The organism is Streptomyces sp. NBC_01426, from assembly GCF_036231985.1.
Lineage (GTDB): Bacteria > Actinomycetota > Actinomycetes > Streptomycetales > Streptomycetaceae > Streptomyces.
The window spans coordinates 4,289,846-4,309,343 of the sequence record NZ_CP109500.1 but is presented as its reverse complement, the minus strand read 5'-3'; the positions used below and the strand labels follow the sequence as shown (position 1 = coordinate 4,309,343).

Below are 19,498 nucleotides of genomic sequence, written 5' to 3'. Positions count from 1 at the left end.
CTCTGGTTGACTCCAGCACCTATCCGCCTTGCCTACTCTGGGTTACGTGCAGCGTCTCTACGACTTCCTCCGCAGACACCCGACGGGCGTCGACAGCTTCTGGGCTGCCCTGCTCTTCGGGGTCTCTCTGCTGGAAGTCACCAACAGCGGTCTGAGCAGCACCGCCACCCGCCTGATCGCCGTCCCCTCGGTGATCGCGATGAGCGCGGTGGTGGCCCTGCGCCGCAAGTGGACCGTGCCGATGTTCTGGCTGGCCGTCGGCACCGGCGTCTACCAGTTGCTGACCCGCACCGATCCACACCTGGGCGACTTCGGGATGCTGATCATCCTGTACACGGTCGCGGCCTCCGCGGACGTCTCGCGCCGGCTGTCCCGGGTGGCGTTCGGCATCGGGCTGACCGCGTCCCCCCTGTACTTCCTGCGCTTCCACGTGGACCGGGGCGAGACCGGCGACAACGTCATCGGGGCGCTCTTCGCCGTCGTGCCCTTCGCCCTCGCCTGGGTCCTCGGCGACTCCGTGCGCACCCGCCGGGCCTACTACGCCCAGCTCGTCGAACGCAACCAGCGCCTGGAGAAGGAGCGCGAGGCCCAGGCCAAGGCGGCCGTCACCACCGAACGCGCCCGGATCGCCCGCGAGCTGCACGACGTCGTCGCGCACAACGTGTCGGTGATGGTGGTGCAGGCCGACGGCGCCGCGTACGTCATGGACGCGGCCCCGGAACAGGCCAAGGAGGCCCTGCAGACCATCTCCGGCACCGGCCGGCAGGCCCTGGCCGAGATGCGGCGACTGCTGGGCGTGCTGCGCACCGGCGAACCGCAGGAGTCCGAGGACTACGTGCCACAGCCGGACGTGGAACAGATCGAGGTCCTGGTCGAGCAGGTACGGGCCGCGGGCCTCACGGTGGACTTCGAGGTCGAGGGCGCGCCCCGCCGGCTGCCGAGCGGGGTCGAACTGACCGCGTACCGGATCGTGCAGGAGGCGCTGACCAACACGCGCAAGCACGGGGGCCCCGAGGCGAGCGCCAGCGTCCGGCTGGTCTACTTCGACGACGGGCTGGGCCTGCTCGTGGAGGACGACGGCCGGGGCGCGGCCCACGAACTGTACGAGGACGGCGGCGCCGACGGCGCCGGACACGGGCTGATCGGCATGCGGGAACGCATCGGTATGGTCGGAGGCACCCTGGACGCGGGCCCGCGTCCCGGCGGCGGCTTCCGGATCAGCGCACTGCTCCCGCTCAAGAAGAGATGACGAGGACGAGGTAACCGATGTCCATCCGAGTGATGCTGGTCGACGATCAGGTGCTGCTGCGCACCGGCTTCCGAATGGTGCTGGCCGCCCAGCCGGACATGGACGTGGTCGCCGAGGCCGGGGACGGCCTGGAGGCGCTGGAGGTGCTGCGGGCGACGAGGGTGGACGTGGTGCTGATGGACGTCCGGATGCCGCGGCTCGACGGGGTCGAGGCGACCCGGCGCATCTGCGAACCCGAGGAACACCCCAAGGTCATCATCCTGACCACGTTCGACCTGGACGAGTACGCGTTCTCCGGGCTGAAGGCCGGGGCGAGCGGCTTCATGCTCAAGGACGTCCCGCCGGCGGAACTGCTGGCGGCGATCCGCTCGGTGCACAGCGGCGACGCCGTCGTCGCCCCGTCCACGACCCGGCGCCTGCTGGACCGCTTCGCGCCGATGCTGCCGACCACGACGGCGGAGCCGCGGAACAAGGACGTGGAGCGGCTGACCGAGCGCGAGCGCGAGGTCATGCTGCTGGTGGCGCAGGGCCTGTCGAACGGCGAGATCGCGGCGCGGCTGGTCCTCTCGGAGGCCACGGTCAAGACGCACGTGGGCCGCATCCTGACGAAGCTGGGCCTGCGCGACCGGGTACAGGTCGTGGTCCTGGCGTACGAGACGGGGCTGGTCCGCGCCGGCGGCCTCTAGTGCCGTGACCGGAAAGGTCTGCCGGGTCACAGCGCCCGGCCGTCCCTTTCGGATCTCGCCGGGGCCCGGTCAGGTCATCCAGCGGTCCGGGCGGGCCGCCGCGCGCGAGGTGCGGGAGCGGGCCGCCTGCGCGGGCAGCAGCGCGGCGGCCTCCGCCGACGGCCGCAGCCGCGCGGTGACGGTGGCGTTCGCGCCGGTGTCCACGTGCAGGTCGGCCACGCCGCGGGCGCGTTCCCAGGGCCCCTGGGTCAGGCGCACGCTCTGCACCTTGGCGTGCGGGACGATCTCCGTGCGGCGGCACAGGCGTCCCTTGCGCGCGGCGAACACGTCCTCGGTCACGGCCAGGCCGTAGCCCTTCCACCACACCGGGACCACCCACCGCGAACCGGCCCTCGGCGCGGGGCTGAAGGACAGGGCCGCCAGGTCCACACCGGGCAGCACCCGCGCGATGACCTCGTACGCGGCGACCCGCGAGGCCACCGGGACCAGGACGTCGTTCTTCGAGCCGGCCACCGCCAGCTCCACCCGGACCCAGTCGCGCCGGCGCCACAGCAGCGGTTCGACGATCCGTACGGTCTGCACGCGCCCCGGCGGCACCGTCTCGTGGGCCCGGTCCAGCAGCCCGTGGTCGATCCGGAGCCCGTCGGGGGATTCGGCGACCGTCCAGTCGTACTCGGTGAGGAACCGGCCCGCCGTGCCGGCCCAGACCCCGCCGAGGAACGGCAGCAGGGTCACCGCGGTGGCCCAGATGCTTCCGCTGAGCCACCACACCACGACCGGCACGACCAGGCCGGCGACCAGGGCGGCCCAGACGGCGAGGGTCAGCACCAGCGAGACCACCAGATCCCTCGGCCGGACCCGCAGCAGTTCGCGTTCCGGGGCCTCGCCGAGCGTCACGGCCTCGGCGGGGGCGAAACCGGCGGCCCGGGCCAGGAGTTCGGCGCGCAGCGCGACGGCGTCCTTCTCGGCGAGGTAGGCCAGTTCGTCCTTGTCCGCGGTGCCGATGACGTCGAGCCGCAGCTTCGCGACCCCGGCGACGCGGGCCAGCAGCGGCCGGGTGACGTCCACGGCCTGGAGCCGGTCGAGGCGGATGTGTGCGGTGCGCCGGAAGATCAGGCCGCTGCGGATGCGCAGTTCGGCGTCGGTGACGGCGTAGTGGGTGAACCACCAGCTCAGGAAGCCGTACGCGCCGAAGACGAGGACCAGCCCGGCCAGCACCAGGAGCCGCAGCAGCCCGGACAGGTCCGCGATCCACTCCCCGGCCCGCTCGCCCTGCTGGGCGATGACGCCGATGGTGGCCGCGATCGGCACCCACGCCCGCAGCAGCGGGGTCAGGAAGTGCAGCCGGCGTTCCGGCGCCGCGGTGTCGCTCACAGCCCGGCCGACTTCGCCTCGCCGAGGGCGGACAGCCGGTCGCGGAGCCGTTCGGCCTCGGCCGGGACCAGCCCGGGGATCTTGGCGTCGGTGGCGGCGGCCGCCGTGTGCAGTTGTACGGAGGCCAGCCCGAAGCGGCGTTCCAGCGGCCCCGAGGTCACCTCGACCAGTTGCATCCGCCCGTACGGCACCACGGTCTGCTCCCGCCACAGCACGCCCCTGCTGATCAGCAGGTCGTCGGCGCGCTCGGCGTAGCGCCAGGACCGCCAGTTGCGGCCGAGCAGCACCCAGCCCCAGACCAGCACCCCGAGCCACAGCGCCCCGACGGCGGCCCACGCCGGCCCGGCGGTGAGGCCCAGTACGACCGCCGTGAGCGCCGTGAGCACCGTCATCCAGATCACCAGCAGCAGTCGCCGGAGCGTGAGGAGCCCGCCCGGCAGCCCCACCCACTCGGGTTCGCTCGTCCCACCCGTTGTCCCGGTTCCCATGCATACACCCTAGGGCTGAGAGAATGCCGCCATGACGGAGACCACGGTCGGTATCGGCGGCGCGGCGGAGAGCACCGACATGGTGCTCAACATCGGGCCGCAGCACCCTTCCACGCACGGCGTGCTGCGCCTGCGCCTCGTCCTGGACGGGGAGCGCATCGTCAGCGCGGAACCGGTGGTCGGCTACATGCACCGGGGCGCCGAGAAGCTCTTCGAGGCCCGTGACTACCGCCAGATCGTGATGCTCGCGAACCGCCACGACTGGCTGTCCGCGTTCTCCAACGAGCTGGGCGTGGTCATGGCCGTCGAGCGGATGCTGGGGATGGAGGTCCCCGAGCGGGCCGTGTGGATGCGGACGCTGCTGGCCGAGCTGAACCGGGTGCTGAACCACCTGATGTTCCTCGGTTCGTACCCGCTGGAGCTGGGCGGGATCACGCCGATCTTCCACGCGTTCCGCGAGCGCGAGGAACTCCAGGCCGTCATGGAGGAGATCTCCGGCGGCCGCATGCACTACATGTTCAACCGGGTCGGCGGTCTCAAGGAGGACCTCCCCGCCGGCTGGTCGGGCCGGGCCCGCGCCGCCGTCGCGGACGTCCGCACCCGCATGGACGTCTACGACAAGCTGGTCCACGGCAACGAGATCTTCCGCGGCCGCACCCGCGGCGTGGGCGTGCTCCAGGCGGACGCCGTGCACGCCTACGGGGTCTCCGGTCCCGTCGCCCGCGCCTCCGGCGTCGATTTCGACCTCCGCCGCGACGAGCCCTACCTGGCGTACGGCGAGCTCCAGGACGTGCTGAAGGTGGTCACCCGGACCGAGGGCGACTGCCTGGCCCGCTTCGAGGTGCTGCTCGACCAGACGCACAACGCCCTCGACCTGGCCGTCGCCTGCCTGGACCGGATGGCGGAGCTGGCGCCGGGCCCGATCAACCAGCGGCTGCCCAAGGTGCTGAAGGCGCCCGAGGGGAGCACGTACGCCTGGACGGAGAACCCGCTGGGCGTCAACGGCTACTACCTGGTGTCCAAGGGCGAGAAGACCCCGTACCGGCTGAAGCTGCGCTCGGCGTCCTTCAACAACATCCAGGCGCTGGCCGTGTTGCTGCCCGGGCAGTTGGTCGCGGACATGGTGTCGATCCTGGGTTCGCTGTTCTTCGTCGTCGGCGACATCGACAAGTAGTCCTGAACGCGACGGTGCCCGGCCGGCCTTGTCTAGGCTGATCACATGATCTCCGACTTGTGCGTGGACTACCTGCGCCGGCTGGGCGTCGAGCCGGCGGCGCCCTCCGTCGAGGGGCTGTTCGCCCTCCAGCGGGCCCACCTGGAGCGCGTGCCCTACGAGAACATCGACATCCAGCTGGGCCGGCCACCCGGGATCGACCCCGAGCTGTCGGCGCGCCGGCTCGCGGCGGGCCGGGGCGGGTACTGCTTCCACCTCAACGGCGCCTTCTCCGCGCTCCTCGAAGCGCTGGGCTACGACGTGACCCGCCATGTCGGCGGCGTGTGCAAGGAGCCCGACGCCCGGGGCGTCAACGGCGACCATCTGGCGCTGGTCGTCCGGGTGGACGGGGCCGCGTTCTTCGTGGACGCCGGGTTGGGCGACGGACCCCACGAGCCGTTGCCGCTGCGCGAGGACACCTTCGAACGGGGGGACTTCCGCTACGCGTTGGAGCGGCTCGTCCCGCTCGACGGGGAGGCACCGGGCTGGACGTACCGCAACCCGGGCGGCCCCTTCCCCGTGATGAACTTCCGCTCGGCCCCCGCCACGATGGCCGACTTCGCTTCCGAGCACCTGCGGCTGTCCACGTCGCAGGACTCCGGTTTCGTACGGACCTTCGCGATGCTTCGGCGCGACGCGCACGGCATCGACGCCCTGCGCGGGCGCGTCCTGAGCCGGATCGACCCGCTCAAGGGAACGACGGACCGGGAGCTGCACACGCCCGAGGAGTTCTTCGGCGTGCTTGCCGGCGTCTTCGGGCGGTCGCTCGACGACCTGACCGTGCGGGACCGGGCGGCCCTGTGGGAGCGGGTGGACCGCGCGCACGAGACGTGGCGGGAGACGCGGGACGAGCCGCCGGCGCGGGCCGCGCAGGAGACGCCGGTGGGCTGACGTCGGGCCCGCGCTGTCGGTGCGAGGGTGCAGACTTGGGGCATGTCCCACTCCCCCCGTAGGGCCTGCCCCACCTGCGGCCGCGACTGCGCCGTCACCGCCGGCCGGATCGCCCGCCACGACCCGCCCGCCGGCCGGGGACGCGGCGACCTGGTGTCCTGCCCCGGCTCCCGCGCCCGCGTCGTGCTCGGCGCGTCGGCGCCGACCCTGGACGGCTTCGCCCTGGGCCCGCACCCGGGACAGCTCCCGCTGTTCTGACACGCCCCGGTCGGGGGGCTGTCCCCCCTCGACTGCCGGGGGAATACGGGATGTCGGGGATCTCGGCCGGGTCCTAGCGTTCGGGACATGACGACGACCTCGCACCAGAACAAGCAGGGGCGGCGGCGCGCGGCCGCAGCCGCGGTCCTCACGGCCGTCCTCGGCGCGGCGGCCGCGCCGGCGGCCCTCGCCGCACCCGCCGCCCCCGTGCCGGCACCGGCCGCCCGGGGCGTCCTGATCTCCGTCACCCCGGTCGACACCCTCGACCGCGCCGGCGTCACCGCCGAACTCGGCGCCCTCGGGGTCGACACCGCGGGCGTCCGGTACGGCGTCCGCGCGTACCGCCTCACCTACGCCACCGTCGACCCGAAGGGCCGCCCCACCACGGCCACCGGGCTGCTGGTCCTGCCCCGCGGCGGCCCGGCCCGGCCCGACCTGGTGTCCGACACCCATGGCACCGTCGCCCACCGCGACAGCGCGCCGAGCGGGGGCAAGGGCCACAACCGGCTCACCCCGTACCTGCACGCCTCGGCCGGTCGCGCCGTCGCCGCGCCGGACTACCTCGGCCTCGGCGGCGGCGCCGGCCCCCACCCCTACATGGACACCCGCTCCGCCGTCACCGCCACCGTCGACATGCTCAAGGCCTCCCGCACCGCCACCGACCGGCTGGGCCGCCCCGTGACCCGGGACGTGTACGCCACCGGCTTCTCCCAGGGCGGCCAGGTGGCCATGGCCGTCGGCCGCGAACTCTCCGGGGGCCGCGACGGACTGCGGCTGCGCGCCCTGGCCCCGATGGCCGGCCCGTACGACCTGTCCGGTTCCGAGATGCCCGGGATCACGGACGGCCGGGTCGCGCCGCGCACCGCCGTGTTCTACCTCGCGTACTTCCTGACGGCCCAGAACCGGCTCCACCCGCTCTACAAGGACACCGGCGAGGTGTTCCGCGCGCCGTACGCGGGGACGGTGGAGGGCCTGTTCGACGGGACGCACCCGGAGGAGGAGATCGTCGCCGCGCTGCCCGCGACCCCCGCGGAACTGCTCACCCCGGCCTGGGCCGAGAACGTCCGCGCCCCGCGCGGCGCCCTGCGCACCGCCCTGCGGGCCAACGACGGCGCCTGCGACTGGAAGCCGGACGTGCCGGTACGGCTCTACGCGGGCGGCGCCGACACGGACGTGCCGATCGCCAACTCCCGGGCCTGCGCCGCCGACCTGGCCCGCCACGGGGTCCGGGCGAAGGTCGTCGACCAGGGCCCGGACGCGGACCACGTCACGACGGCCCTCCGGTCGGCCCCCCAGGTGGTGCGCTGGTTCGACGCGCTGCGCTGAATCCGGGACGCCGGCGCTAGGAGATCGCGGTGCGGAGCCGGACCACGTCGATCGGCTCGGTCTCGTCGTGCGCCGTCAGGTCGATGACCTGGCCCACCGCGCGGTGCTCGGGGGTCGCCGGCTTGAACTCCGGGTCGCCGGCCGCGCGGACGGTCTCCGCCTTGTGCACGGCGAGGGCCTCGGCGCCGACCACGTCGGCGAGGTCCTCGTTCTGCACGGCCTCGATCGCGGCGCGGGCCTGCGCGGCGTTCTTGGTGCCGAAGAAGTCGAAGCCGCCCTCGACGCGCGAGGCGGACCGCCTCGGGGCCGCGTACGGGGCCACGGTCGCCGCCTGCCGCCGCGCCGGAACGGCGGGCGCCCGGTCGGCGGTCGCCGCACGGCCGTGCGCCTCGGCGGGGCGGGCCGCACCGGGCGTCGTGGCCGGGGCGGCGGCCGGCGAGCTGCCGGGGGTGCGGCCACCGGGGGTCGGGGGGCCGGGGGTGCGGGGGCCGGGGGTCGGGGGGCCGGGGGTGCGGGGGCCGGGGGTCGGGGGGCCGGGGGTGCGGGGGCCGGGGGCCGGGTCCGCGCCGGATCCCAGGGCCTTGGGTCGCGCCGCGGCCCGCTCCTGGCCCTTGCGCACCAGCGCCGCCATCGCCGCGTTGGCGCGGGCGTAGCCGATCGCGGTCGGCGCCCCGGCGACGGTGCGCTCCCGGGACACGGCCGGGAGTTCCTTCGGCGCGCCCGCAGGGGCCGAGGCGGCCTCGATGGCCAGCAGTCGGCGTCCTTCGAGGGCGGTGGCCCGCTCCGTCTCGGCGGTGGCGTACCGGCGCAGCAGCGCGGCGTGCTCGCCGCGCAGTCCCGCGAGTTCGACCCGCTTGGCGCGCAGCTTCGTGTCGAGCCTGGCGCGCAGCATGCGGGCTTCTTCGAGGTCGGATTCGAGCTCGGCTATCCGCTCTTCCGTCTTCCACTCGTCCTTGACCCGTTCTCGGGTCAGTTCGGCCACCCGGCGGCCGGCCGAGCGGTCCCAGGAGCGCATGACGACGGCGCCGGCCACACCCGAGGCGGCCGTGAGGGCCACGAGGAGGCGCCACGCGGCGCCGCCTTCGGGTCCCGCGAGCAGCCAGGCCGCGCCGGCGCCGGCCACGGAGACACCGGCGACGAGGGTCGGCGTGAGCAGTCGGTGCAGGGGTTCTGGATTGCGGTGGCGTCCACGGGGCATGGCCTGAAATTTACAGGGAGTAGGTGGGGTGTGGGGAAGCCGCCCGGCAATCTCTTGCCGGGCAGTTACCCGTCATTTCCGCATCAATCGCGTAACTGATCTTGTTGTGGGGCTACTTCTTCAGCAGACCCTTGGATTCCAGGTACGCCTTGGCCACATCGGCGGGCTTCGCGCGCTCCGCGTCCACCTTGCGGTTGAGGTCGACGAGGTCGGCCGTCGTCAGCGCCTTGGTGAGCTTGTCGAGCGCGGCGGCGACCTCCGGGGCGCCCGCGTCCTTGGCGTTGACCACCGGCAGGACGTTGTCGGCGTTCTGGAGCTTCTTGTCGTCCGCCAGCAGGACCAGGCCGAAGGAGTCGAGCGTGGCGTCGGTGGTCGTGGTCAGCACCAGCTGGTCCACGCCGTCCTTGACGGCCTGCTTGGCCTGGGGGGTGCCGACGCCCTTGGGGTCGATGCCGGCCACGGAGATGCCGTACGTCTTCTCCAACCCGGGAGCGCAGAAGGGACGGACGGCGCACTCGTCGCCCGCCGCGATCTTCACCTTCAGGCCGGACTTGCCCAGGTCCGAAAGGGTCTTGAGCTTGTTCTTCTCCGCGAACTCCTTGGTCACCGCGAAGGCGTTCTGGTCGACCGCCTCGCCCGCCGGGAGGGCCTTGATGCCGAGCGGCGTCGCCAGCTTCTCCAGCGCCGCCACCGTCGCCGCCGCGTCGCTGGAGGCGACCGGCTTGTCCTTCGGCGCGTCCTTGCCGTTGACCTTGGCGTTGAGGAACTCGGCGAGGGTGGCCGCGTACTCCGGGACGACGTCGATCTCGCCCTTCTCCAGTGAGGGCTCGTACAGCTCACGGTTGTTGACCGTGGTGATCGAGGTGGAGTAGCCGGCGTCCTTCAGGACCTGGGAGTACAGCTCCGCCAGCACGTTGGACTCGGTGAAGCCGGCCGCGCCGACCACCAGCTTGCCCTTGGCGCCCCCGCCCGAGGAGGAGGCCGGGGCGGACGAGCCGCCGTCCTTGGCCTTCTCCAGGCTGTCGCCACCGCACGCGGCGAGCGAGACGGTCAGGGCCACCGCGCCCAGTGCCGCGCCGAGAACGCGCGTGGACTTGCTCATGGTTGCTCCTCCAGGGAGTGAGTACAGCGGGAAGAAAGAGGGGGGACGGAAACGGCGGCAGGACTCAGCGGGCCACCGACGGGCGCCGCAGCAGGAACCGGTCGACGGCCACCAGCACGCCCTCCACCAGCAGGGCCAGCAGCGCCACCAGGAGGGCGCCGGCGACCACCTGGGCCGTGTCGAACGTGTTGAAGCCGGCGGTGATGATCCGCCCCAGACCGCCCTGGCCGACCATGGCCGCGATGGTGGCGGTGGCGATGACCTGGACCGCGCCCGAGCGCAGCCCCGTCATCACGAGTCCGCGCGCGAGCGGCAGTTCCACGCGCAGGAACAGCTGTGTCCCGGACATGCCCATCCCCCTCGCCGCCTCGACAACCGAGCGGTCCACCTCGCGCATACCCACATACGCGTTGGTCAGCAGCGGCGGGATGGCGAACAGGACGAGCGCGACGATCGTGGGCAGGTACCCCGCGCTGCGCAGCGGCGAGACCATGAACAGGGCCAGCACCGCGAAGACGGGGATCGCCCGGCCGACGTTGGACACGTTCACGGCGAGGGCCCCGCCCTTGCCGAGGTGACCGAGCCACAGGCCGATCGGCAGCGCCACCGCGCAGGCGACGGCCAGGGCGATCCCGCTGACGTAGACGTGCTCGCCGAGCCGGTGCCAGACACCGTTCTCGCCGGCCCAGTTGGCGCCGTCGGCCAGCCAGTCCCAGGCCTCGCCCAGTACGCCCATGGCTCAGACCTCCTTGGCGACGGGTGTCGGGGCCCGCTTGGAGAAACGTTTCGTCGGTGTGGGCTTCGAGGCTCGGGTCCACGGGGTGAGCAACCGCTGGACGCCGAGCAGCAGCAGGTCCGCCACCAGCGCGAGCAGCACGCACAGCACCGACGCGGTGAGCACCTGGGCCTTGAACGAGCTGTTCACGGCCGGTGCGATCAGGTTGCCCAGGCCGCCCTTGCCGACGATCGACCCCACGGTCGTGAGCGCCACCGTCGACACGGTGGCGATGCGGACTCCCGCGAGCAGCGCGGGCAGCGCCAGCGGCAGTTCGACCTGCCACAGCAGCCGGCCCGAGCCGTAGCCCATGCCGCGCGCGGCCTCCCGCACCTCGTCGGGGACCGCCTCCAGGCCGGCCAGCACGTTGCGGACCAGGATGGTCAGCGAGTACAGCACCAGACCGGTCACCACCAGCGTGGCCGACAGCCCGAAGACCGGCAGCAGCAGCGAGAACATGGCGAGCGAGGGAACCGTGTAGAGCAGGGTGGTCAGACCGAGCACGGGCGCCGCCCAGCCGCGGCCGCGGCGGGCCAGCAGGGCGAGCGGAACGGACACGACGAGCCCGATGACCACCGACAGACCGGTGATCCAGATGTGCTCGACGGTGGCGTCGGTGAGCTCCTGGGAGCGGGAGGTGACGTACTCCCAGCAGATCCAGTCGTTCGCCACCAGACAGCTCTGCCCGGCCATGCCGCTCACCCCCGCCTCGCTCCGTCAGCCCGTCATCGCACACGCGTCCGACCCGAGGGCCTGGTCAGACCGACCCTAACCCCCGCCGCCGACAATGGCCGGAATCCTTCGCAGTCGGGCAACATGCCCTTCACAAATGACACCCGCGCGTGAGGAAGGATGGTCCGGTGATCCGATTCGAGCAAGTGACCAAGCGCTACCCCGACGGGACGACGGCCGTCCGGGACCTCTCCTTCGAGGTCGCGGAGGGCGAGCTGGTCACCCTCGTCGGCCCGTCCGGCTGCGGCAAGACGACCACGATGAAGATGGTCAACCGGCTGATCGAGCCCACGTCCGGCCGGATCCTGGTGGACGGCGAGGACATCGCCGCCGCCGACCCCGTCGAGCTGCGCCGCCGCATCGGCTACGTCATCCAGCAGGTCGGCCTCTTCCCGCACAAGACGGTGCTGGAGAACACGGCGACCGTCCCGCACCTGCTCGGCACCCCCAGGTCCAAGGCCCGCGCCCGCGCCGCGGAACTGCTGGAACTCGTCGGCCTCGACCCGGCCGTGTACGGCGGCCGCTACCCGGAGCAGCTCTCCGGCGGGCAGCGCCAGCGGGTCGGCGTGGCCCGGGCGCTGGCCGCCGACCCGCCGGTCCTGCTGATGGACGAACCGTTCGGCGCGGTGGACCCGGTGGTCCGCGAACGGCTCCAGAACGAGTTCCTGGCCCTGCAGAGGACCGTCCGCAAGACGATCCTGCTGGTCACCCACGACCTGGAGGAAGCCATCCGGCTCGGGGACCGGATCGCCGTCTACGGCACGGGCACCATCGAGCAGTTCGCGAAGCCGGCCACCGTGCTGGCCGCGCCCGCCACCGACTACGTCGCCTCCTTCGTCGGCTCGGACCGGGGGCTCAAGCGCCTCGCGGTCACCCCGGTCGAGACCGCCGACCTCGCGGAACAGGACCCGGAACACGGAAAGGCCCCCGCCGCCACGGTGGCGTTGGGGGCGAGTCTGCGCGAGGCCCTCGCGGCGCTCCTCCAGGAGGACGAGGGCCGCGTCGGGGTCACCGACCCGGACTCCGGCGCGCTGATCGGCGTACTCACCCCGGAGGGCGTGCACCGCGCACTGCGCCGGTCCCGACTTCAGGAGGCCTGACCGGAACGCGCCCGGCCCGACCGCAAGACGGTCGGGCCGGGGCGGTCAGGCCAACGGCGGTCAGGCCGACGGCGGTCAGGCCTGGATGCGGCCGCTCATCCACGTCAGCATCGGCGGGATCTCGCGCCGCCAGGTGTTGAAGTTGTGGCCGCCGCTGTCGAGGATGATCGAGGAGACCCGGTCCGGCCCCTTCACCAGCTTGATGAACTTCTTGGTGTCACCGAGGTTCGGCTCGCCCTTCTCACTGCTGGTGACCAGGAAGGACGTACCGGCCGGCTTCTTGTTCTGCATGCTGTGCAGCACGTCCGCGCGCTTCTTCAGCTTGGCGTCGCCGTGGAACAGGTCACCGGTCGTCGGGTCGTCGGGAGCCTCGTAGTACGCGGAGAGGCCGGCGGCGGCGCCGAAGGTCTGCGGGTAGTGCGCGGCGATCTTCAGGGCGCAGTAGCCGCCCGTGGAGTTCCCGATGAAGCCCATGTTCTGCGGCTTCTTGCCGACCCGGAAGGTGCTCTGGATGGCCTGCGGCAGGTCCTGGCCGAAGAAGGTCTCGGTCTGCGGGCCACCGGGTATGTCGACGCACTCGGTGTCACGCGGCGGCGCGATCGTCGGACGCAGCATGACCAGGATCATCGGCTTCATCTTGCCCGCCTTGGACAGGCTGAAGGCCTTCATGGGGTAGTCGAGGCCTTTGATCAGGTTCTCGGCGGTGCCCGGGTAGCCCGTCAGCACGATCGACGCGGGGAAGTTCTGGTCCTTGTACCGCGGCTGGAAGTACTCCGGCGGCAGCCACACGTACCCGGGGCTCGTTATCTTCGACTTCTGCCCCGTTATGGCAACCTTCAGGATCTGACCACCGACCTGAGGCTTCCCGCCGCCCGGGACGTCCAGCTTCTGCTTGTCGACGACCTTGATGTCCTTGCTGCTCATCGAGTGGTCGACGACCTTGCCGATCGACGTCTCCTGACCGAAGAGGTCGGCCCAGGAACCGTAGAAGAGGAACGACTTGTTGGCTCCGAGCCCCACCGCCGCGAACAGTGCCAACTGCGTGGCGAGCAGGAGACCGACCCGGCCCACGTACGCGCGCCAGGTGCGGCCCGAGAGCCGAGGCCAGAACCAGAGCGTGAGCGCGAAGAGCACCACGCCGGCGATGATGGCCAGGACCAGAACCGTATTACTGGTGAGACCCATGAGCAGTCAGTCGTCTTTCTGATGGCAGGACGGGAAATTTCCGACGGAAGAGTGAACCCGCTCCCCGTCGATGTCGTCCTAATGGACGCACCACACCCCGGAGGCTGTTGCGGCCTTCGGCCACATGATCTCTCGCGGAGCAACGGGAAGCGATGTCTAGCAGGATAGATGGCGATAAGTCGGGACAGGTTCCGAGCGGGGTGCGCCGAATCCTCCGTGGCCCACGGCCGGAGTCGGTACCCGGCCTCGTAGGTACGGCCGTCATGATCGTCGGCCTTCTGGACATCGCGGCGGGGGTCTTCCCGCGATTCCGACACAGCAGGTTCCACGCGGTCACCGAGGTGCTCCCCGGCTCCCTCGGCCCGTTCGCCGCCGCCCTCTCCATCAGCGCCGGCGTCCTGCTCCTGCTGCTGGCCCACGGCCTCAAGCGGCACAAGCGGCGCGCCTGGCGCGCCTCCGTCGTCCTGCTCCCCGCCGGCGCGGTGGCGCAGTTCACCTACAGGCACTCCGTCATCGGGGTGATCATCGCGGCGGTGCTCCTCGCCCTGCTCCTGCGCCACCAGAACGAGTTCAAGGCACTGCCCGACCCGCGCAGCCGCTGGAAGGCGCTGGCCAACTTCGTCCTGATGAGCGCCGGCTCCATCGGCCTCGGCCTGGTCATCGTCAACGTCCACCCGGGCAAGGTCGTCGGCAACCCCAGCCTCTACGAGCAGATCAGCCACGTCGTGTACGGCCTCTTCGGCATCGAGGGCCCCGTCGAGTACGCGGGCCGCGTCTCCTGGACCGTCGGCTACTCCCTCGGCGCCCTCGGCATGCTGACCGCGGTCACCACGATCTACCTGGCCTTCCGCCCCGAGCACCCCGCCGCGCGACTCACCGCCGACGACGAGACCAAGCTGCGCGAGCTGCTCTCCAAGCACGGCGGCCGCGACTCCCTCGGCCACTTCGCGCTCCGCCGCGACAAGGCCGTCGTCTTCTCCCCCAGCGGCAAGGCCGCCGTCACCTACCGCGTCGTCTCCGGCGTGATGCTCGCCTCCGGCGACCCGGTCGGCGACGTCGAGGCCTGGCCCGGCGCCATCGAACGGTTCATGGAAGAGGCCAAGGCCCACTCCTGGACCCCGGCCGTCATGGGCTGCAGCGAGACCGGAGGCGAGGTCTGGACCCGGGAAACCGGTCTGGACGCCCTGGAACTGGGTGACGAGGCGATTGTCGATGTCAAAGACTTCTCCCTCTCGGGCCGCGCCATGCGCAATGTCCGCCAGATGGTGAAGCGCATCGAGCGCAACGGCTACACCACCAAGGTGCGCCGGGTCAGCGACCTCACCGAACGGGAACTCGAACAGGTCCGCGGCGCCGCCGACGCGTGGCGCGGCACCGACACCGAGCGCGGCTTCTCCATGGCACTCGGCCGGGTCGGCGACCCGGGCGACGGCGACTGCTTCATCGCCACCGCGCACCGCGAGGAGGAGGGCGACACCAGCCCCTTCGGCGACCTGAAGGCCGTCCTGCACTTCGTCCCCTGGGGCAAGGACGGCATGTCGCTGGAGCTGATGCGCCGCGACCGCGCCGCCGACCCCGGCATGAACGAGCTGCTGATCGTCGCCTCCCTGGAGGCCGCACCCGCGCTGAAGATCGAGAAGGTCTCCCTGAACTTCGCGATGTTCCGCTCGGCCCTCGCCCGCGGCGAGAAGATCGGCGCCGGCCCCGTGCTGCGCATGTGGCGCGGCCTGCTGGTCTTCCTGTCCCGCTGGTTCCAGATCGAGTCCCTGTACAAGTTCAACGCGAAGTTCCGCCCCCGCTGGGAGCCCCGCTTCGTCGTCTTCCGGCACACCCGCGACCTGCCCCGCATCGGCTTCGCCGCGATGCAGGCCGAGGGGTTCGTCACGCTGGCGCTGCCCCGGCTGTTCGCCGGCCGCCGCCGGCCCAAGCCGGTCCGCACCTGCGCCCACCACCGGATGGCGAAGGTGCCGGCCCAGGCCGAGCGCGAGGTCCGGGCGGCCTGAGCCCCGGACCGGACCGCACCCGGCCCCCCTCCCGTACGGCCCCGCCCCCACCCGGGCGGGGCCGTCCGCGTTCCACGAGCCCCCTCGACACAGGGCCGAAACGTCTCGGCGCCCTGTCATATCCAGGTCAGCTCTACTCTTGGACCCATGAACACGAACCACGGGGTCACCGCCAGGGGCCGGGTGACAGGCCTGCCGGAGTGGGATCGCTGCGGGGTCATGGGCGTCGTCAACGTCACCCCCGACTCGTTCTCCGACGGGGGCCGCTGGTTCGACACCACCGCGGCGGTCAAACGCGGCCTGGACCTCGTCGCGCAGGGCGCCGACCTCGTCGACGTCGGCGGCGAGTCCACCCGCCCCGGCGCCTCCCGCGTCGACGCCGACGAGGAACTGCGCCGGGTCGTCCCCGTGGTCCGCGGCCTGGCGTCCGAGGGCATCGCCGTCTCCGTCGACACCATGCGCGCGGAGGTCGCCGCCCAAGCCGTCGCGGCCGGCGCCGTACTCGTCAACGACGTCAGCGGCGGACTCGCCGACCCCGGCATGATCCCGGCCGTCGCGGCCGCCGAGGTGCCGTTCGTCGTCATGCACTGGCGCGGATTCAGCGCCGGCATGAACAACCTGGCCGTCTACGAGGACGTCGTCGCGGAGGTCACCGCCGAACTGCGCGCCCGCGTCGACGCCGTCGTCGCGGGCGGCATCGCCCCCGAACGGCTCCTCGTCGACCCGGGCCTGGGCTTCGCGAAGAACGCCGAGCACGACCTGGCCCTGGTCGCCCACCTGCGCGAGCTGCGCGCGCTGGGCTTCCCGCTGCTGGTCGCCGCCTCGCGGAAGCGTTTCCTCGGCCGGGTCCTGGCCGGCGCGGACGGCGCCGCCCCGCCGCCCGCCCGCGAACGCGACGCCGCCACCGCCGCCGTGTCCGCCATCGCCGCCCACCAGGGCGCCTGGGCGGTACGGGTACACGAGGTACGGGCCACCGCGGACGCGGTTCGCGTGGCCCGTGCGGTGGAAGGGGCACTGTGATCCGTCGTACCGACAAGGAAGGAGCACGGTGAGCCGTACCGACATCGAAGCCGTCGAAGAGGTCAACACGGCCTTCTACGAGGCCATGGAGCAGGGAGACTTCGACGCACTGTCGGCGCTCTGGCTGGAGGACGAGATCTCCTGCGTCCACCCGGGCTGGCCCGTGCTGTCGGGGCGGGGCGAGGTGCTGCGCTCCTACGCCCTGATCATGTCCCACACCGAGTACATCCAGTTCTTCCTCACCGACACCAAGGTCACCGTCATAGGCGACACCGCGCTCGTCAGCTGCACCGAGAACATCCTCAGCGGCGGCCCCGCCGAGGACGGCGGCGAACTGGGTCCCCTGGTCGGTCAGCTGGTCGTCGCCACGAATGTGTTCCGACGCACACCGGAGGGCTGGCGACTCTGGTCCCACCACGGTTCACCGGTCCTTACGGACTCCGAAGATGAGGACGAAGAGGACTCCGACTGACCCCAAGGGCGGGGCACGACGTACATCGCAGGTAAATTCGAAGGCGGACGACGCCGACCGCACTCGGCGTAGGCCCATGGCCCCGGGGAGTCCCGGGGCGGATGCACCTACGAAAGTTGGAGTGATTCGCGTGGATCGTGTCGCGCTGCGCGGCCTCAAGGCTCGCGGGCACCACGGCGTCTTCCCCCGGGAACGCGAGGAAGGCCAGACCTTCATCGTGGACCTGGTGCTCCACCTCGACACCCGACCCGCGGCAGCCGGAGACGACCTGGCTAAGACCGTGCACTACGGGGTAGTCGCGGAAGAAGTCGTCGATGTGGTCCAGGGAGAACCCGTCGACCTGATCGAGACGCTCGCCGAGCGAATCGCCCAGCAGTGCCTGAAGCACGAAGCGGTGGCGCAGGTGGAGGTCATCGTCCACAAGCCGGACGCGCCGATCACCGTCCCCTTCGACGACGTGACCATCACGATCACCCGGAGCCGCGCATGAACAACGGACTGAACGCCCAGAGCGACCCCACCGTCCAGCCGGTGCCCGCCTCCGTAGTCGAGGCGGTCGACGCGGCGGACGTCACCCTGTCCAACCCGAAATGGGCCGTGGTCGCGCTGGGCGCGAACCTCGGCAACCGGCTGGAGACCCTCCAGGGCGCCATCGACGCCCTCGGGGACACCCCCGGCCTGCGGGTCAAGGCCGTCTCCCCCGTCTACGAGACCGAGCCGTGGGGCGTCGAGCCCGGCTCGCAGCCCGCGTACTTCAACGCGGTCATCGCGGTGAAGACCACCCTGCCGCCGTCCTCGCTCCTGGAGCGCGGGCACGCCATCGAAGAGGCCTTCGACCGCGTCCGCGAGGAGCGCTGGGGGCCCCGCACCATCGACGTCGACATCGTCGCGTACGCCGACGTGATCTCCGAGGACCCCGTCCTCACCCTCCCGCACCCGCGGGCGCACCAGCGCGCCTTCGTGCTGGCCCCCTGGCACGACATCGACCCGGAGGCCCAGCTCCCGGGCCGCGGCGCGGTCGCCTCCCTGCTGGCCGGAATCGGCCTCACCGGGGTCACGCCGCGACCCGACCTGGAACTCCACCTCCCCGACTAGTCGTTAGCCTGTTCACTGCTGACGAATCGGTGCGGAAAGCGGGGAACGGGTACGTGAAGCAACTGAGGCCGGCGGTCCTGGCGGGCATCTTCCTGATCGCCGGGGTGCTGTCCTGGGCGGGCGCCCGGCTGTGGAACTCCTACGGCACGCTGCCGGGCGTCCCCCTGGCCGCCCCGATCGTGCTCGCGGTCATCGCCGTGGTGCTCTTCGCGACGGCCCTGTCGATGCGCGCCCGGCTCAAGGCCCAGCGCGAGCGCCGCCCCGGAGCCAAGGGCGTGGAGCCCCTTATGGCGGCCCGCGCGGTGGTCTTCGGACAGGCCAGCGCCCTGGTCGCGGCCCTCGTGGCGGGCATGTACGGCGGTGTCGGCGTCTTCCTGCTGACGGACGCCCTCGACGTGCCCGCCCGCCGCGACCAGGCCTGGTACGCGGGCGGCTCGGTCCTGGCGGGCGCGGCGGTCATCGCCGCCGCCCTGTTCCTGGAACACGTCCTCAAGCTCCCGGAGGACGACGACACCGCCCCCGAGGCCCCGGCCCCGGCCTGAGCCCCGCTCAGGGTCCTCAGGCCCCGGCCCGCACCACGTGCCCGTTCACCGGAAAGAATCCGGGAACGTCGCGCTGGGGGAAACCGGGTCCGGCTCAGGGAGCCATGATCAGGCTCATCGCCTCGTTGCGCGTCGCCGGGTCACGGAGCTGGCCGCGGACGGCGGAGGTGATGGTCTTCGCGCCCGGCTTGCGGACCCCCCGCATGGTCATGCACATGTGCTCGCACTGGATGACCACGATGACCCCCCGCGGATCCAGGATCTCCATGACCGATTCGGCGATCTGGGTGGTCAATCGTTCCTGCACCTGAGGGCGGCGGGCGAACACGTCCACCAGACGGGCGAGCTTCGACAGGCCGGTGATCTTGCCGTCGGTGGACGGGATGTAGCCGACGTGCGCCACGCCGTGGAAGGGGACCAGATGATGTTCACAGGTACTCATGACCTCGATGTCCTTCACCAGGACCATCTCGTCGTGACCGAGGTCGAAGGTCGTCGTCAGGACATCCTCCGGGCGCTGCCGCAGACCGGCGAATATCTCCTTGTACGCCCGCGCCACCCGTCCCGGGGTCGCCAGCAGGCCCTCGCGGTCCGGGTCCTCGCCGACCGCGATCAGGAGTTCCCGGACGGCCGCCTCGGCGCGCTTCTCGTCGAACTCGCCGATCGTGCCCTCGCCACCGGTCAGGGTCACTGGGTCGGTCATCTCTTCCTCGTTCCTGTCTACGCACACGCGCACGTGAAAGTGCCGCGCCCCCCAGGCTAGAACCTGGGGGGCGCGGCATCCATTCC

Annotated in this window: 21 protein-coding genes; 13 read left to right on the top strand and 8 right to left on the bottom strand. The window is 71.9% G+C overall.

All coding sequences use genetic code 11. The features are described 5' to 3' along the window. Positions 1-46 precede the first annotated feature (46 nt). Both OG906_RS19125 and OG906_RS19120 read left to right on the top strand, forming a co-directional pair. A complete protein-coding gene (locus OG906_RS19125) occupies positions 47-1,249 on the top strand; it encodes a sensor histidine kinase (RefSeq protein WP_329444390.1) in 1,203 nt (400 codons plus the stop codon). A gap of 17 nt (positions 1,250-1,266) precedes the next feature. Next, a complete protein-coding gene (locus OG906_RS19120; protein WP_329444388.1) occupies positions 1,267-1,935 on the top strand; it encodes a response regulator transcription factor in 669 nt (222 codons plus the stop codon). A gap of 69 nt (positions 1,936-2,004) precedes the next feature. Here OG906_RS19120 and OG906_RS19115 read toward each other — a convergent pair whose 3' ends face one another. Together OG906_RS19115 and OG906_RS19110 are read right to left on the bottom strand one after the other, a co-directional pair. Then, the gene (locus OG906_RS19115; protein ID WP_329444386.1) at positions 2,005-3,309 is read right to left on the bottom strand and encodes a PH domain-containing protein; all 1,305 of its coding nucleotides are present in this window, start codon (positions 3,307-3,309) and stop codon (positions 2,005-2,007) included. Beyond that, on the bottom strand, positions 3,306-3,797 hold the full coding sequence (locus OG906_RS19110; protein WP_267799914.1) for a PH domain-containing protein: 492 nt from the start codon (positions 3,795-3,797) through the stop codon (positions 3,306-3,308). The genes OG906_RS19115 and OG906_RS19110 overlap by 4 nt, the downstream gene beginning before the upstream one ends. Before the next feature lie 31 nt (positions 3,798-3,828). On the opposite strand from OG906_RS19110, the gene OG906_RS19105 reads away from it, so the two are divergent. From OG906_RS19105 to OG906_RS19090, 4 genes are all read left to right on the top strand, one after another. Beyond that, on the top strand, positions 3,829-4,971 hold the full coding sequence (locus tag OG906_RS19105; protein WP_329444384.1) for an NADH-quinone oxidoreductase subunit D: 1,143 nt from the start codon (positions 3,829-3,831) through the stop codon (positions 4,969-4,971). A gap of 45 nt (positions 4,972-5,016) precedes the next feature. After that, complete coding sequence (locus tag OG906_RS19100; protein ID WP_329444382.1) at positions 5,017-5,901, top strand: arylamine N-acetyltransferase family protein; 885 nt, start codon at positions 5,017-5,019, stop codon at positions 5,899-5,901. A 42-nt stretch (positions 5,902-5,943) separates the two neighbouring features. Beyond that, complete coding sequence (locus tag OG906_RS19095; RefSeq protein ID WP_267799911.1) at positions 5,944-6,159, top strand: hypothetical protein; 216 nt, start codon at positions 5,944-5,946, stop codon at positions 6,157-6,159. An 87-nt stretch (positions 6,160-6,246) separates the two neighbouring features. Continuing rightward, positions 6,247-7,485, top strand: coding sequence for an alpha/beta hydrolase family protein (locus tag OG906_RS19090; protein ID WP_329444380.1), 1,239 nt, complete (start codon positions 6,247-6,249; stop codon positions 7,483-7,485). A 16-nt stretch (positions 7,486-7,501) separates the two neighbouring features. Here OG906_RS19090 and OG906_RS19085 read toward each other — a convergent pair whose 3' ends face one another. From OG906_RS19085 to OG906_RS19070, 4 genes are all read right to left on the bottom strand, one after another. Further along, positions 7,502-8,683 carry a hypothetical protein gene (locus OG906_RS19085; protein ID WP_329444378.1) on the bottom strand — a complete coding sequence of 394 codons (1,182 nt, stop codon included), beginning with the start codon at positions 8,681-8,683 and terminating at the stop codon, positions 7,502-7,504. Positions 8,684-8,795: 112 nt separating this feature from the next. Further along, the gene (locus OG906_RS19080; protein ID WP_329444376.1) at positions 8,796-9,785 is read right to left on the bottom strand and encodes an ABC transporter substrate-binding protein; all 990 of its coding nucleotides are present in this window, start codon (positions 9,783-9,785) and stop codon (positions 8,796-8,798) included. Between the two features lie 64 nt (positions 9,786-9,849). After that, on the bottom strand, positions 9,850-10,521 hold the full coding sequence (locus tag OG906_RS19075; RefSeq protein ID WP_329444375.1) for an ABC transporter permease: 672 nt from the start codon (positions 10,519-10,521) through the stop codon (positions 9,850-9,852). A gap of 3 nt (positions 10,522-10,524) precedes the next feature. After that, positions 10,525-11,253, bottom strand: a complete 729-nt coding sequence (locus tag OG906_RS19070) for an ABC transporter permease (protein WP_329444373.1) — start codon at positions 11,251-11,253, stop codon at positions 10,525-10,527. Positions 11,254-11,420: 167 nt separating this feature from the next. On the opposite strand from OG906_RS19070, the gene OG906_RS19065 reads away from it, so the two are divergent. Then, positions 11,421-12,392 (top strand): ABC transporter ATP-binding protein, encoded by a 972-nt coding sequence (locus tag OG906_RS19065; protein WP_267829178.1) that lies wholly within the window; start codon positions 11,421-11,423, stop codon positions 12,390-12,392. Positions 12,393-12,467: 75 nt separating this feature from the next. On the opposite strand, the gene OG906_RS19060 is transcribed toward OG906_RS19065, so the two are convergent. Then, entirely contained in the window at positions 12,468-13,577 is a 1,110-nt protein-coding gene (locus OG906_RS19060) for an alpha/beta hydrolase (protein ID WP_267799904.1), read from the bottom strand. 152 nt (positions 13,578-13,729) lie between these two features. Here OG906_RS19060 and OG906_RS19055 point away from each other — a divergent pair, with 152 nt between their 5' ends. The 6 genes from OG906_RS19055 to OG906_RS19030 all read left to right on the top strand — a co-directional run bounded on the left by OG906_RS19055 (position 13,730) and on the right by OG906_RS19030 (position 18,709). Continuing rightward, the gene (locus OG906_RS19055; protein WP_329444370.1) at positions 13,730-15,580 is read left to right on the top strand and encodes a phosphatidylglycerol lysyltransferase domain-containing protein; all 1,851 of its coding nucleotides are present in this window, start codon (positions 13,730-13,732) and stop codon (positions 15,578-15,580) included. A gap of 147 nt (positions 15,581-15,727) precedes the next feature. Continuing rightward, positions 15,728-16,600: a dihydropteroate synthase gene (gene folP, locus OG906_RS19050; RefSeq protein ID WP_329444369.1), complete on the top strand. Its 873-nt coding sequence runs from the start codon at positions 15,728-15,730 to the stop codon at positions 16,598-16,600. Positions 16,601-16,628: 28 nt separating this feature from the next. Then, the gene (locus OG906_RS19045) at positions 16,629-17,072 is read left to right on the top strand and encodes a nuclear transport factor 2 family protein (RefSeq protein WP_078998882.1); all 444 of its coding nucleotides are present in this window, start codon (positions 16,629-16,631) and stop codon (positions 17,070-17,072) included. 130 nt (positions 17,073-17,202) lie between these two features. Further along, complete coding sequence (folB, locus tag OG906_RS19040; protein WP_053678462.1) at positions 17,203-17,562, top strand: dihydroneopterin aldolase; 360 nt, start codon at positions 17,203-17,205, stop codon at positions 17,560-17,562. After that, positions 17,559-18,167, top strand: a complete 609-nt coding sequence (folK, locus tag OG906_RS19035) for a 2-amino-4-hydroxy-6-hydroxymethyldihydropteridine diphosphokinase (protein WP_267799901.1) — start codon at positions 17,559-17,561, stop codon at positions 18,165-18,167. Before folB ends, folK begins: the two co-directional genes overlap by 4 nt. Before the next feature lie 53 nt (positions 18,168-18,220). Further along, positions 18,221-18,709 (top strand): DUF3180 domain-containing protein, encoded by a 489-nt coding sequence (locus OG906_RS19030; RefSeq protein ID WP_329444366.1) that lies wholly within the window; start codon positions 18,221-18,223, stop codon positions 18,707-18,709. A gap of 94 nt (positions 18,710-18,803) precedes the next feature. Here the strand turns inward: OG906_RS19030 and folE are convergent, their stop codons facing one another. Then, the gene (gene folE, locus OG906_RS19025; RefSeq protein WP_053678468.1) at positions 18,804-19,412 is read right to left on the bottom strand and encodes a GTP cyclohydrolase I FolE; all 609 of its coding nucleotides are present in this window, start codon (positions 19,410-19,412) and stop codon (positions 18,804-18,806) included. Between the last annotated feature and the right edge of the window lie 86 nt (positions 19,413-19,498).

Excerpts from the sequence above, each read along its gene's own strand:
- OG906_RS19120 (WP_329444388.1), top strand. The coding sequence starts at position 1,267 with ATGTCCATCCGAGTGATGCTGGTCGACGATCAGGTGCTGCTGCGCACC.
- OG906_RS19110 (WP_267799914.1), bottom strand. The coding sequence starts at position 3,797 with ATGGGAACCGGGACAACGGGTGGGACGAGCGAACCCGAGTGGGTGGGG.
- OG906_RS19105 (WP_329444384.1), top strand. The coding sequence starts at position 3,829 with ATGACGGAGACCACGGTCGGTATCGGCGGCGCGGCGGAGAGCACCGAC.
- OG906_RS19100 (WP_329444382.1), top strand. The coding sequence starts at position 5,017 with ATGATCTCCGACTTGTGCGTGGACTACCTGCGCCGGCTGGGCGTCGAG.
- OG906_RS19095 (WP_267799911.1), top strand. The coding sequence starts at position 5,944 with ATGTCCCACTCCCCCCGTAGGGCCTGCCCCACCTGCGGCCGCGACTGC.
- OG906_RS19090 (WP_329444380.1), top strand. The coding sequence starts at position 6,247 with ATGACGACGACCTCGCACCAGAACAAGCAGGGGCGGCGGCGCGCGGCC.
- OG906_RS19085 (WP_329444378.1), bottom strand. The coding sequence starts at position 8,683 with ATGCCCCGTGGACGCCACCGCAATCCAGAACCCCTGCACCGACTGCTC.
- OG906_RS19080 (WP_329444376.1), bottom strand. The coding sequence starts at position 9,785 with ATGAGCAAGTCCACGCGCGTTCTCGGCGCGGCACTGGGCGCGGTGGCC.
- OG906_RS19075 (WP_329444375.1), bottom strand. The coding sequence starts at position 10,521 with ATGGGCGTACTGGGCGAGGCCTGGGACTGGCTGGCCGACGGCGCCAAC.
- OG906_RS19070 (WP_329444373.1), bottom strand. The coding sequence starts at position 11,253 with ATGGCCGGGCAGAGCTGTCTGGTGGCGAACGACTGGATCTGCTGGGAG.
- OG906_RS19060 (WP_267799904.1), bottom strand. The coding sequence starts at position 13,577 with ATGGGTCTCACCAGTAATACGGTTCTGGTCCTGGCCATCATCGCCGGC.
- OG906_RS19055 (WP_329444370.1), top strand. The coding sequence starts at position 13,730 with ATGTCTAGCAGGATAGATGGCGATAAGTCGGGACAGGTTCCGAGCGGG.
- folP (WP_329444369.1), top strand. The coding sequence starts at position 15,728 with ATGAACACGAACCACGGGGTCACCGCCAGGGGCCGGGTGACAGGCCTG.
- folK (WP_267799901.1), top strand. The coding sequence starts at position 17,559 with ATGAACAACGGACTGAACGCCCAGAGCGACCCCACCGTCCAGCCGGTG.
- folE (WP_053678468.1), bottom strand. The coding sequence starts at position 19,412 with ATGACCGACCCAGTGACCCTGACCGGTGGCGAGGGCACGATCGGCGAG.